This is a genomic window from Rivihabitans pingtungensis, assembly GCF_003201855.1.
Taxonomy (GTDB): Bacteria; Pseudomonadota; Gammaproteobacteria; order Burkholderiales; family Aquaspirillaceae; genus Rivihabitans; species Rivihabitans pingtungensis.
This window is the reverse complement of the sequence record NZ_QJKI01000021.1, coordinates 23,273-35,053: the sequence shown is the minus strand read 5'-3', so window position 1 is coordinate 35,053 and position 11,781 is coordinate 23,273. Positions and strand designations below refer to the sequence as shown.

The 11,781-nt window shown below is 63.4% G+C and carries 11 protein-coding genes; 6 read left to right on the top strand and 5 right to left on the bottom strand.

The genetic code is table 11. From position 1 onward, the window contains the following. Positions 1 to 144 precede the first annotated feature (144 nt). The 3 genes from pdxA to DFR34_RS13220 are packed head-to-tail and all read right to left on the bottom strand — an operon-like array spanning position 145 to position 4,672. Entirely contained in the window at positions 145 to 1,140 is a 996-nt protein-coding gene (pdxA, locus tag DFR34_RS13230; RefSeq protein WP_110391635.1) for a 4-hydroxythreonine-4-phosphate dehydrogenase PdxA, read from the bottom strand. 2 nt (positions 1,141 to 1,142) lie between these two features. Further along, on the bottom strand, positions 1,143 to 2,420 hold the full coding sequence (locus DFR34_RS13225; protein ID WP_110391634.1) for a peptidylprolyl isomerase: 1,278 nt from the start codon (positions 2,418 to 2,420) through the stop codon (positions 1,143 to 1,145). Further along, complete coding sequence (locus tag DFR34_RS13220) at positions 2,420 to 4,672, bottom strand: LPS-assembly protein LptD (protein ID WP_158281829.1); 2,253 nt, start codon at positions 4,670 to 4,672, stop codon at positions 2,420 to 2,422. The genes DFR34_RS13225 and DFR34_RS13220 overlap by 1 nt, the downstream gene beginning before the upstream one ends. Positions 4,673 to 4,765: 93 nt before the next feature. On the opposite strand from DFR34_RS13220, the gene DFR34_RS13215 reads away from it, so the two are divergent. Genes DFR34_RS13215 through ruvC form a run of 3 tightly spaced genes read left to right on the top strand, consistent with a single transcriptional unit; the run spans position 4,766 to position 6,992 of the window. Further along, positions 4,766 to 5,764, top strand: coding sequence for an aminoglycoside phosphotransferase family protein (locus tag DFR34_RS13215; RefSeq protein ID WP_110391632.1), 999 nt, complete (start codon positions 4,766 to 4,768; stop codon positions 5,762 to 5,764). After that, positions 5,764 to 6,459: an N-acetylmuramate alpha-1-phosphate uridylyltransferase MurU gene (gene murU, locus DFR34_RS13210; protein WP_211309414.1), complete on the top strand. Its 696-nt coding sequence runs from the start codon at positions 5,764 to 5,766 to the stop codon at positions 6,457 to 6,459. The genes DFR34_RS13215 and murU overlap by 1 nt, the downstream gene beginning before the upstream one ends. After that, positions 6,456 to 6,992, top strand: coding sequence for a crossover junction endodeoxyribonuclease RuvC (gene ruvC / locus DFR34_RS13205; protein ID WP_211309413.1), 537 nt, complete (start codon positions 6,456 to 6,458; stop codon positions 6,990 to 6,992). Before murU ends, ruvC begins: the two co-directional genes overlap by 4 nt. Before the next feature lie 119 nt (positions 6,993 to 7,111). Here ruvC and DFR34_RS13200 read toward each other — a convergent pair whose 3' ends face one another. Beyond that, positions 7,112 to 8,050 carry a carbohydrate kinase family protein gene (locus DFR34_RS13200; RefSeq protein ID WP_110391630.1) on the bottom strand — a complete coding sequence of 313 codons (939 nt, stop codon included), beginning with the start codon at positions 8,048 to 8,050 and terminating at the stop codon, positions 7,112 to 7,114. Positions 8,051 to 8,151: 101 nt separating this feature from the next. Between DFR34_RS13200 and DFR34_RS13195 the strand changes: the two genes are divergently transcribed. Next, a complete protein-coding gene (locus DFR34_RS13195) occupies positions 8,152 to 8,646 on the top strand; it encodes a TlpA family protein disulfide reductase (protein WP_110391629.1) in 495 nt (164 codons plus the stop codon). 23 nt (positions 8,647 to 8,669) lie between these two features. Here the strand turns inward: DFR34_RS13195 and DFR34_RS17410 are convergent, their stop codons facing one another. Beyond that, a complete protein-coding gene (locus tag DFR34_RS17410; protein WP_211309412.1) occupies positions 8,670 to 8,864 on the bottom strand; it encodes a hypothetical protein in 195 nt (64 codons plus the stop codon). A 218-nt stretch (positions 8,865 to 9,082) separates the two neighbouring features. Here DFR34_RS17410 and DFR34_RS13190 point away from each other — a divergent pair, with 218 nt between their 5' ends. Both DFR34_RS13190 and DFR34_RS13185 read left to right on the top strand, forming a co-directional pair. Beyond that, on the top strand, positions 9,083 to 9,844 hold the full coding sequence (locus DFR34_RS13190; RefSeq protein WP_110391628.1) for a TlyA family RNA methyltransferase: 762 nt from the start codon (positions 9,083 to 9,085) through the stop codon (positions 9,842 to 9,844). Between the two features lie 188 nt (positions 9,845 to 10,032). Beyond that, the gene (locus DFR34_RS13185; protein WP_158281828.1) at positions 10,033 to 11,655 is read left to right on the top strand and encodes a methyl-accepting chemotaxis protein; all 1,623 of its coding nucleotides are present in this window, start codon (positions 10,033 to 10,035) and stop codon (positions 11,653 to 11,655) included. Positions 11,656 to 11,781 lie beyond the last annotated feature (126 nt).

The following is an 11,781-nucleotide window of genomic DNA, read 5'->3' as shown; positions in this document are numbered from 1 at the left end:
TTTGGAAACAAGGTTATTCCGCCGCCGACCCAAGTCAGCGGAAAAAGAACAGGATTTGCGGGGTGAGCGCCGCTTACAAAACCCTCCGGGCGGTGTTGCGCGGGGCGGCCGCGCGCACGCGGCGCGGGGTTTTGTGTGCGCCGCTCAGGCGGCGCGCACGCTGGCCAGCTGCTGCGCCAGCGCCATGGCGGCGTCCAGGCTGCCAGGGTCGATCTGGCCGGTGCCGGCCAGGCTCAGCGCGGTGCCGTGGTCCACCGAGGTGCGCACAATCGGCAGGCCCAGGGTGACGTTAATACCATGGCCAAAGCTGGCGTATTTCAGCACTGGCAAGCCTTGGTCGTGGTACATGGCCAGCACGGCGTCGGCGTCGGCCAGGGTGGCTGGGTTAAACAGCGTGTCGGCCGGCAAGGGGCCGCTCAGACGCAGGCCTTCTGCGCGCAAGGCATCCAGCGCCGGGATGATCACGTCCAGCTCTTCGCGGCCCATATGGCCACCTTCGCCCGCGTGTGGATTCAGCCCGGCCACCAGAATATGCGGCTGGGCGATGCCGAATTTATCGTGCAGGTCAGCGTGGACAATGCGCAACACTTCGTCCAGCAAGGCCGGCGTCAGGCTGGGCGCCACTTGCGCCAGCGGCAGATGGGTGGTGGCCAGCGCCACGCGCATGCCGCCGCCGGTGAGCATCATCACCACGCGTGGAGTGTGGGTGCGCTCGGCCAGGTATTCTGTGTGCCCGGAAAACGCCACACCCGCGTCGTTGATCACGCCCTTGTGCACCGGGGCGGTGACCATGGCGGCAAATTGCCCGGCCAGACAGCCGTCAATCGCGGCGTCGAGCGTGTTGAGCACATAGCGGCCGTTGGCGGCGTTGAGCACGCCGGCCTCGGCTGGCGCGGCGAGCGGCACATGCAGCACTTCCAGACCGCGCACCGGGGCGGGGGCGTCTGGCTGAAAACCCGCCCATTGGGCATCCACGCCCAGTTGCGCGGCGCGGCTGGCCAACAGATGGCGGTCGGCAATCGCCACCCAGCGCGCGCCAGCGGGCAGCGCCGGGCGGGCGGCCAGCAGCGCCAGCAGATCAGGGCCGATGCCGGCGGGTTCGCCGGCGGTGATGGCGATCACCGGCAGGGCTGTGGCCATGCTTATTGCTCGTTCAGGTAGTTTTCCACATGGGCGCTGTCGCGCAGCTGGCGAATCCAGTCCTGGTATTGCTGCTCGGCCTTGCGCGTACGGATTTCACGCTTGACTGCCTGCACGTCGCGCTCGGCGCCCACGTCCTGGTTGCGGCGGCCGATCACTTCAATCAGGTGCCAGCCAAACGGCGAGCGCACCGGCTCGGATAGCACACCCGGCTTGAGGGCCAGCATCACCCGTTCGAATTCCGGCACAGTGTCGCCCTGCGCCAGCCAGCCCAGGTCGCCACCACGGTTGGCGCTGGCGTCTTCGGAGTACAGGCGGGCGGCTTCTTCAAATTTCATGCCGCTTTGCAGGCGGTCACGGATTTGCAGGATACGACGCTTGGCGTCGGCTTCGCTGATGGCTTCGTTGGTCTTGATCAGGATGTGACGGGCCTGGATTTGTTCAATCACATGCGACTGACCGCCGGAGCGCTTGTCCAGCAGCTTGAAGATGTGCAGGCCAGAGGCCGAGCGCAGGATGGGGGTGACACCGCCGGCCTTGAGCTGGTCCAGCTCGCGCACAAACTCCGCCGGCAGCTGGCTGGCCGGGCGCCAGCCCAGTTCACCGCCGCTCATGGCGTCGCGCGCGTCAGAATAACTGGCCGCCAGTTGGGCAAAGTTGCCGCCAGCGCGCACTTTTTGCAGCGCTTCTTCGGCACGGCGGGCACGGCCTTCCAGCACTTGCGGGGTGGCTTGCTCGGGCAGCGACACCAGAATGTGCGCCAGGTGGTATTCGCTGCGGTTGGCGTTTACCGCGCTTTTCATGAACAGATCCGCCTCGGCGTCGGTGACCACGACTTTATTGTCCACTTCGCGCTCGCGCAGGCGGTCCAGCATCACTTCGCGGCGCACTTGTTCGCGGAACTGGTTCAGGTCGGTGCCTTCGCGCTTGAGGCGCTCACGGAAAGCTTCCGGGCTGAGCTTGTTGCTTTCGGCAATGCGGGTCAGTGTGCGCTCCAGCTCGGCGTCGTCCAGGCGCAGCCCGGTCTGCTCGGCGTATTGCAGTTGCACCGATTCGGTCACCATTTGCTCGAACACCTGGGTGCGCAGCACCTCGGCCGGCGGCAGCGGCACATTTTGCTTTTTTAGCATGGCCTGGGCTTCGGCCACGCGCTGGCGCAGGCCGACTTCGGTGATCACGTCCTTGTTGACAACCGCCACAATGCGGTCGGCCTCGCGCACGGCAGCGCCGGCCTGGGCGAAGGCGGTGGCAAGCAGGGCGGCAATCAGCAGTTTTTTCATCAGAGTTTTCCGGGAACGTCGTTGATCTTGCTATAACCAGGGATGCTCTGGCGCAGGGTTTGCAGCGGATTGCTGCCAATGCCGCCCAGGCCGTTGAGCTCCAGTTGCAGGTAGAAGGCAGTGGTGCTGGTGTTCAGGTCTTTCTGATAACGCTGGCCCACCAGGCGCACGGCCCAGCAGCCGTCGTTGTATTCCACGCCCAGCAGGGTTTCCAGCGATTGCTTGCCAGTAAAAGAATAATTCTGCCGGCCCACCACATACCATTTGCGGGCAATCGGCCACTGACCGGCAATGTCGATCTGTCGCGACGGGCCACGCAGGGCGGCGCCGGCCACTTCGGTATCGCGCTCGTAGCGCCAGCGCAGGCTCAGCGTCTTGCCCGGCGCCGGGTTGTAGCGCAAGCCCAGATTGTAACGCTCGGCCTTGCCCAGCTCGCGGTTGTACTGGTAGTTGGTGTCCATCCAGGCGTCGCGGGTCAGCTGGCCGCTGACCGAGGCCAGAAAATCGGACAGGGTTTTGGTGCGGCGCACGTCGTTGGCGTCCAGGGTGACGCGCTGTTCGTCAAAATACATGCGCTGGCCCAAGGACACGCGCAGGCGCTCGACGCCATTGTCGTTGTCGATAAAGCGGCTGGTGATGGCGGCAGTCAGCTGGTTGGCGTTATTGATGCGGTCGCCGCCGGCATAGTGGTTTTCGTTGAACAGCTGGGCAAAGCTGGTGTCGTAGCGTGCGCTGTCGAAGTTGGGCAGGCGCGATTGATCGCGGTAAGGGATGTACAGATAGTACAGCCGCGGTTCCAGCGTTTGCGTCAGGCTCTGGCCAAACCAGTTGCTGTCGCGCTCGAACACCAGGCCGGCGTCCACGCTGGCCACTGGCAGCGCCCGCGAATAATTGCCGGTTTCGCCTTGCGCCGGGGCGTTTTGCGCCGACAGCCAGTATTCGGTGTAGTGCAGGCCGACTTTCGGGGTGATAAAGCCGTAGCTGGCTTGCAAGGGCAAGGACAAGCTCGGATAGAACGTCAGCCGCTTGCCATCCTGGCGAGCGTTCAGGCCGCCATTGACCACTTGCTGGCCGTGGCTGAACTGGTTGTATTCAGCGTAAAAATTGGCCTCTACGCCAGCCGGCAAGCCGATGCCGTAATTCCAGGTCAGCTGCGGCAGACGGGCATACGGCTCATCCACCAGCGCCTTGCTGTCCTGCATGGTTTTGTAGCGCTGGGCCTTGACGGTGAAAAAGCCAAACGGGCTATGCCAGTTGGCCCAGCCTTCGCGCAGCAGGTTGGCGCCGTCGGCAATGGCGCGGCGGTCGCCAAAGTCGCGGAAATAGTCATTATCCGAGGCGTAGCGGATATTGTAGCCAAACGCCATATTCAGGCTGGGCGCTTGCTGAAGGTGGCTGAGCGTATAGGCAAAGCGGGTGTCGCCATTGCGCTTGCGGTCGTCCGGCATGATTTCGCCGGCCATCTGCCCGTTGTAGTCCGGCATCAGGTAGCGGAACTCGCCGCCCAGCATCAGGCCGCGCCGCGACAGGACGCGCGGGATGACGGTGGCGTCGTAATTGGGCGCCAGATTCAGGTAATACGGTTGGGCAAACTCAATGCCATTGCCGCCGCCCAGCTTGAAAGTAGGCGCCAGCAGGCCGCTTTTGCGGCGCTCTTGCAGCGGAAAATCAATCCATGGCGTGTACAGCAGCGGCACGCCTTTGAACTCCACCCAGGCGCCACGCGCCACGCCCAGATTGCTGGCGTAGTCCAGATCCATCTCGCGGGCGCGCACATACCAGTCATCGCGCCCCGGCTCACAGGTGGTAAAGCGCGACTGGCTGATTTCGTAGGTATCCTTGCCGGTCATGCGCACCAGTGCGCCACCGGCGCGATAGCCAGGCGCACCGCGTCGGCCAGGCTGGTTGCGGTAGACATCGGCGTTTTCCAGCGTGCCTTGCGAGGCTTCCATGCTGTAATCCAGCGCCTCGCCAGTGAGGTCGTCCGGGCCGCGCGTCATGTGCACACGGTCGCCGGCCCGCACATGCTGGCGGGTTTGGTAGTATTCCAGCCAGTCGGACTCCACCCGTTCGTCGTCGCGCACGGCCACCACTCGGCCTTCGGCGCGCACGCGTTCGGAGCCTACCCCGCTCATGTGGTCGGCTTCAACGGCAATCTGCCCGGCGACCGGGTCGGCGGGTTCTACGGGGTCTGCGTGGGCGCAGTACACCACCAGGGCGGCGGCAATCGGGGTCAGGCGAAAGAGCGGCATGGAACATCCGGGGCACAAGCGCCCGTGTACGTTGGAAATCAAGGCGGTATAAAATCGCATACTTTAGCGTTTACCGCAATTCTGGCGCCCCCAATGACTGCACGTTTTGACACCCTTTCCGCCTGGCTGGCGACACAACGTCCCGGCCAAACCTTCACCCTCAAGCCGGCTTCCAGCGACGCCAGCTTTCGGCGCTACTTCCGCGCCACCTTTGCCGATGGCGCCACCGCCATCGTCATGGACGCGCCGCCCGAGCACGAAAACTGCGAGCCCTTTGTGCGCGTGTCCGGCCTGCTGGCCGCCGCCGGTGTGCATGTGCCGCGCGTGCACGCCCAGGATCTGCAACAGGGCTTTTTGCTGCTGGACGATCTGGGCTCGACCACCTATCTGGCCGGCCTCACCGAAGACAAGGCCCGCGCGCTGTACCTGGACGCCATCGACGCGCTGGTGCTGATCCAGCAAGCAGCTGGCGGCGATAGCCTGCCGCCCTACGACGAGGCGCTGCTGACCCGCGAAATGAATTTGTTCCCCGAGTGGTTCGCCAGCCGTCATCTGGGCAAGCCGTTTGACCACGACACCCTGACGGTGTGGAAAGACGCCCAGCGCCTGCTGCTGGACGCCATTCAGGCGCAGCCGCGCGTGCTGGTGCACCGCGACTACCACTGCCGCAACCTGATGGTGAGCCAACCCAACCCCGGCGTGCTGGATTTTCAGGACGCGGTGTACGGCCCGCTCACCTACGATCTGGTGTCGCTGCTGAAAGACGCCTATCTGGAATGGCCGGAAGAATTCATCCTCGACATGGTCATCCGCTACTGGGAAAAAGCCCGCAAGGCCGGCCTGCCGGTGCAGGCGGACATTGATGCGTTCTATCGCGACTTTGAATGGATGGGCGTGCAGCGCCACCTGAAAGTGGCCGGCATCTTTGCCCGCCTGTCGCACCGCGACGGCAAGCACGCCTACCTGGACGACATCCCGCTGGTGGTGCACTACCTCAAGCGCACCTGCAAGCGCTACACCGAGCTGCTGCCGCTGGGGCGTCTGATTCAGTCGCTGGTGGGCGAGGACGAACAAGTGGGCTACACCTTCTGATGGCCGCGCCCGCCTGCCCGGCCATGGTGCTGGCCGCCGGACGCGGCGAGCGCATGCGCCCGCTGACCGACACCACGCCCAAACCCCTGCTGCAAGTGGGCGCCGAGCCGCTGATTGGCTGGCATTTGCGCCGGCTGGCCGCCGCTGGCGTGCGCCGGGTGGTGGTCAACCACGCCCACCTGGGCGCGCAGATCGAAGCCCGGCTGGGCGACGGCGCCGCCTGGGGCGTGCAACTGGCGTATTCCGCCGAGCCCAGCGCGCTGGAAACCGCCGGCGGCATCGCCACCGCGCTGCCCTTGCTGGGTGAGGGGCCGTTCATGGTGGTGAATGGCGACGTCTACACTGACTACCCATTTGCTCGCCTGCTGGCGCGCGCGCCGCAGCTGGACGCCGACGGCGTGCTGGCGCACCTGGTGCTGGTGGCCAACCCCGAGCACAACCCCAAGGGCGACTTTGCCCTGGACGCCGACGGCCGCGTGCACGATGCGCCGGGGCTGACCTTCTCCGGCATCGGCGTGTATCACCCGGCCCTGTTTACCGACACCCCGGCCCATGCGCCGGCCAAACTGGCCCCGCTGCTGCGCGCGGCCATGGCGCGCGGTCAGGTCAGCGGCGAATGCTGGGACGGCCAGTGGCTGGACGTGGGCACGCCAGCGCGGCTGGACGACGCCCGCGCGCTGGCGGCCGGCGCGTGAGCGCGCCGCGCCGGGTGCTGGGCATCGATCCTGGTTCGCGCATCACCGGCTTTGGCGTGGTGGATTTGCACGGCCAGCATCGCCAGTATGTGGCCTCGGGCTGCATCCGAGCGCCAGAAGGCGCGCCGCTGCCCGAGCGCATCCGCGCCATTCTGGACGGCATTGCCGAAGTCACCCGCCTGCACCAACCGACTGAAGCCGCCGTCGAGCAAGTGTTCGTCAACGTCAACCCGGCCTCAACCCTGCTGCTGGGCCAGGCGCGCGGCGCGGCGCTGTCGGCGCTGGTGCTGGCCAATCTGCCGATTGCCGAATACACCGCGCTGCAAGTCAAGCAATCGGTGGTCGGCAACGGCCATGCCGGCAAAGAGCAAGTGCAGGCCATGGTGGTGCGCCTGCTCAAGCTCAATGGCACGCCACAGGCCGACGCCGCCGACGCGCTGGCGGTGGCGCTGTGCCACGCCAACCACAGCCAGGGCGCGCTCAGCGCATTGCAGCACAGCGGCTTGCGCCTGCGGCGCGGGCGATTGGGTTAAGCGCGGCCAACGTAAAAACCCCTCGATGCCGGCAAAGTTGGGCATCGAGGGGTTTGATTTTGCGGTGTGTTTGGCCGGCGCGATTGTGCTGGAGCAATCCGCGCTGTCCTAACCGTCACTCACAGCGGGCACGGCTCGCCAAACGCTGTCTGATAACGCTGGCGAATGTCGTCGTGATTCAGCGGGTGATTCTGTCCGCCGCGGCTGGCGATTTTGATCGCCCCCAGCACGCTGGCCAACCGGCCGCAATCCAGCCAGGGCCAGCCTTGCGCCAGACCGTGCAACAGCCCGGCGCGGTAGGCGTCGCCGCAGCCGGTGGGGTCGACAATCGCGTCGGCCGCCGCCGCCGGCACGCGCCAGTGCTGGCCGTCGGCGTACAAGTCCGAGCCTTGCCCGCCACGGGTGATCACCAGCCCGGCCACGCGCGCGGCCAGTTGCGCCACGTCCAGCCCGGTGCGCTGCATCAGCAATTCTGATTCATAGTCGTTCAGCGCCAGCCAGCGGGCGCGGGCAATCAGCGCATGCAATTGCTCGACGCTGAACAGCGGCAGCTCCTGGCCCGGATCAAACATGAATGGCACACCTAGCGCGCTCAGCTCATCGGCCAGTTGCAGGGTGGACTGCGGCCCGCCCGGGGCCAGGATGGCCAGTTGCAGCGGCCCGGCGGCCGACGGGTGCGCCGCTGGTGGGTTGTCCATGGCGCCGGGATGAAACGCGGTGATCTGGTTATCGGCCTGGTCGGAGGTGATGAAACACTGCGCGGTATACTGGCCGGGAACTGTGCGCACCAGCCGGCTGTCCACCCCCAGCGCGTCCAGATGCGCCTGGTAAGGGGCAAAGTCCTCACCGACGCTGGCCAGCAGGCAGGGATGCCCGCCCAGTGCGCGCAGATTGTAGACAATATTGCCGGCGCAGCCGCCAAACTCGCGGCGCAGGCGCGGCACTTTGAAACACACCGACAGCTTGTGCAGCTGGTCGGGCAGCAGATGGTCGCTGAACGCCCCGTCAAAATGCAGCAGGGTGTCGTAGGCCAGCGAACCGCAAACAAGCACGGACATGACGAAGCAGGCCTTTATCAATAGATTGCAATGGCCGCCAGTCTAGCATTCGCCCGTCTTGTGCACAGAATGTCATGATCAGATCAACAAGGAAGCCCACCATGCCTCTCTTTACCCGTCGCCACGCCCTGGGGCTGGCTGCCGCCGCCTTGTGCAGCATTGCTCTGCCGGCGCGCGCTGCGCCATTGGATGGCGTGTTTTATCCCGATCTGGCCGGCAAATCGCAAGGGCTGACCGGCGCCTGGCGCGGCAAGGTGGTGGTGTTGAATTTCTGGGCCACCTGGTGCGCGCCGTGCCGTGAGGAAATGCCGATGCTCAACCAGTATGCCGACCGCTACGGCGCCGCCCCGCTGGCAGTGGTGGGCGTAGCGATTGACGACAAGGTGGCGGTGCGCAATTTTGTTCAGCAGTTCAATATCCGCTATCCGGTGCTGCTGGGCGACAGCAGCGCGCTGAACGTGATGCGTGCGGCCGGCAATCAGGTGGGGGTGCTGCCGTTCACCCTGGTGCTGGACAAGCGCGGCGAGATTGTCGCCCGGCTGACCGGCAAACTCAGCGAGGCGCAACTGGACGCCGCGGTACGCGCCCACCTGTAAGCGAGCTTTCCACCAACGGGCTCTTAATGCCAATACGCTGGCGCTGCCGTATTGGCATACATCAGCCATGACGGCGCGTCCTTGCCCTGGCCAATCACAAAAGTGTTGCATGAATGTGCCATTTTTCGGTACATCATTCCCAAACAGCATGCCCAACTTGCGTAAAAATACGTAGCATGCTCCAATGCTTCGCTTGATTTTTCCAGGGCTTTTGCCATATGGCCTACCCTGGTGTTCTGCCTGTTTTCTGCGCCCATTCTGGCTCTGGCATGTGCGGCTTTGGCTAACAAAACCCTCCTGGCGTTGTTGCTTACCGTACTGTCTGCGGTCGTGCGCCTGGCCAGGCGCGTTGCGCTGAGTTTTGTTAGCCGCTCTAAGCTGCCTGTCGGGTCGGGCCTGGGATATAATAAAAGAATAATTCTCACTCAAGCACAACATGACTCGAGCCGATGTCTTGCTGGTCAGTCGTGGACTGGCCGTCTCGCGCACTGCCGCGCAACATTTGATTGACACAGGGCGGGTCTATCATGGCCCGGCAAACCAGCGCCACCGGGTAGGCAAGCCCAGTGCCAAGCTGGATGACGATGTCGAACTGTATGTCGAACCACATGCCGATGACCGCTTTGTCTCGCGCGGTGGCTTGAAGCTGGCCGGCGCGCTGGCTGAAGTGGGCCTGGATGTGCTGGGCTGGCGGGCGCTGGACGTGGGGATGTCCACTGGCGGCTTTACCGATTGCCTGTTGCAGGCAGGCGCTGCGCGGGTGGTCGGCATTGATGTTGGCCACGACCAATTGCACCCGCGCTTGCGCGCCGATGACCGTGTACGCTGGTTCGAAGGCGTCAATGCCCGGGCTCCCGAGCTGGACAGCCTGCGCCAGGCCAATGACGGCGCGTTGTTTGATCTGATTGTCGGCGATGTCTCGTTTATTTCGCTGACCCTGACCCTGCCTCCCTTGCTTGCCCTGTTGCGGCCAGGCGGACATATTCTGCATTTAGTGAAACCCCAATTCGAAGTGGGGCGGGAAGGCATTGGCCGTGGTGGGCTGGTAAAAGACCCATCGCGTTATCTTGATGTTCGTATGCGAATGGAAAGTATGGCGGTGGAAAATCATTTGAATTGGCTGAATTGGCTGGATAGTCCGATCACCGGTGGAGATGGCAACCGGGAATTTTTCATGCATGCATACAAGCCTCTGTAAATGCAATAGATTTTTTTGTTGTGACAAACGCAAGAAACACTCTTTTGCTGCGCCGCAACATGTGCTATGTTGGTGTTACAATAGCCACAAAAATGACAAAAACCGCGCAACCCATGGTTGCGCTACGTATTTCTACGTATTCGCGCTAAACACACACGCTATTTGAGACTTACCGGAGATTAATGACCATGGGACGCATGACTCTCTCTGCCCGGCTGATGCTTGGCATTGGCATGATGGTGCTATCGCTGTTGGTGACAGCCGCACTGGGGATTTATGGCCTGACGCAAAGCCAGCACACCATGCAAAAAATGGTGGAAAAAGACTGGGAGCGCGCCCGCGCAGCGGCTGACATCATTTACATGGCCAACCAGTTCAATAACGGCATGTTCCTGATGTTTGATAACCCCTCGCTGCTGCCAGAAGTCAAAGCCAAATTTCCTGGTCAGCGTGGCCGCATCTCGGAAAATTTCAAGAAACTGGCCACGCTGATGACCGAGCCGGAAGAAAAAGCCTTTCTTGATGATCTGACTGCCAAGCGTAAAGCCTATACGGATGTCTATTTCAAGACCTTCAAGCTATTTGAAGAAGGCAAGTTTGACGAAGGCCGCCTGGTGTTCAAAAACGAGGCGGCAGGTCCGTTGGTGACCTATATGAAAAAACTCGAAGACTTGGTGGACGAGCAAAACAAGCACTTTGACACCAATGCCAAAACCGCAGAAGACGCTGCTGATGTGCTGCGTACTCTGTTGGTGGTGGTCACCCTGGGTGCATGCGTGGTGGCCTTCGCCACAGGCTTCTGGATTGTGCGCAGCGTCACCGTGCCGTTGGGTGGTGAACCGCATGTGGCCAGCGAAGTGATGCGCAAGATTGCCAAGGGTGATCTGTCCGCCCATGTGCCGGTCAAGTCTGGCGACCGCAGCAGCCTGCTGGCTGACCTGGCGTCGATGCGTGACGGCCTGCGCGAAGTGATCAGCAGTATCCAGAAAAACTCGCTGGAAGTCGCCGCCGCCGCCCAGCAAGTGTCGGTGGCCTCGTCGCAAGTGGCTTCGCGCTCGATGGAGCAGGCCGAGTCGGCCTCGTCGATGGCCCTGGCGGTGGAAACCCTGTCCACCGGCATTTCCGGCGTCAGCGAAAACGCCAGCACCACCAAACAGATTGCCCACGAAGCCAGCACCCGCTCGCACACCGGCCGCGAAGCGATTTCGTCCACCGCCAGCGAAATGGAAGCCATCGCCTCGCTGGTGCAGGAAGCCGCCTCGGGCATTCACGCCATGGCCGAGAAATCCCAGCAGATTTCCGGCATTGTCGCCGTGATTCGTGAAATCGCCGACCAAACCAATCTCTTGGCGCTGAACGCCGCCATTGAAGCCGCCCGCGCGGGTGAACAGGGCCGTGGCTTTGCCGTGGTGGCCGACGAAGTGCGCAAGCTGGCCGAACGCACCGCCGTGGCCACCAGCGAAATCGCTGGCATGATCCAGCAGGTGCAGGACAGCGCCTCTGGCGCAGTGGATGGCATGGCCAGCGCCGCCAGCCAGGTGGGCCGTGGTGTGGATCAGGCCAATGGCGCCAGCGCCACCATGGGCGAGATTTACAACGATCTGGCTGCTGCCTCGGATTCGGTGGGCGTGATTGCCGAAGTACTGCACCAGCAGCGCGAAGCCACCAATGTGCTGTCCGGCAATGTCGAACTGATTGCCCGCATGGCCGAAGAAAACAGCGCGGCCACCCGCGAAAGCGCCAGTTCGGCCCAGCGCCTGGAAGAACTGGCCGGCTCGCTGCGCGATATGGCCAGCCGCTTCGTGGTGTAACCCGCAAGCCGCTCAATAAAAACCCCCCGCGCCAGTGCATGGCGCGGGGGTTTTTATTTTTCATTGAGTGCCGCGAATCACACTCGGCGGACAAGACCCGCGATGCGCCAGTACGGCCAGGAGAGT

Excerpts from the sequence above, each read along its gene's own strand:
- DFR34_RS13195 (WP_110391629.1), top strand. The coding sequence starts at position 8,152 with ATGCCTCTCTTTACCCGTCGCCACGCCCTGGGGCTGGCTGCCGCCGCC.
- DFR34_RS13190 (WP_110391628.1), top strand. The coding sequence starts at position 9,083 with ATGACTCGAGCCGATGTCTTGCTGGTCAGTCGTGGACTGGCCGTCTCG.
- pdxA (WP_110391635.1), bottom strand. The coding sequence starts at position 1,140 with ATGGCCACAGCCCTGCCGGTGATCGCCATCACCGCCGGCGAACCCGCC.
- DFR34_RS13220 (WP_158281829.1), bottom strand. The coding sequence starts at position 4,672 with ATGCCGCTCTTTCGCCTGACCCCGATTGCCGCCGCCCTGGTGGTGTAC.
- DFR34_RS13200 (WP_110391630.1), bottom strand. The coding sequence starts at position 8,050 with ATGTCCGTGCTTGTTTGCGGTTCGCTGGCCTACGACACCCTGCTGCAT.
- DFR34_RS13185 (WP_158281828.1), top strand. The coding sequence starts at position 10,033 with ATGGGACGCATGACTCTCTCTGCCCGGCTGATGCTTGGCATTGGCATG.
- DFR34_RS13215 (WP_110391632.1), top strand. The coding sequence starts at position 4,766 with ATGACTGCACGTTTTGACACCCTTTCCGCCTGGCTGGCGACACAACGT.
- DFR34_RS17410 (WP_211309412.1), bottom strand. The coding sequence starts at position 8,864 with ATGGCAAAAGCCCTGGAAAAATCAAGCGAAGCATTGGAGCATGCTACG.
- murU (WP_211309414.1), top strand. The coding sequence starts at position 5,764 with ATGGCCGCGCCCGCCTGCCCGGCCATGGTGCTGGCCGCCGGACGCGGC.
- DFR34_RS13225 (WP_110391634.1), bottom strand. The coding sequence starts at position 2,420 with ATGAAAAAACTGCTGATTGCCGCCCTGCTTGCCACCGCCTTCGCCCAG.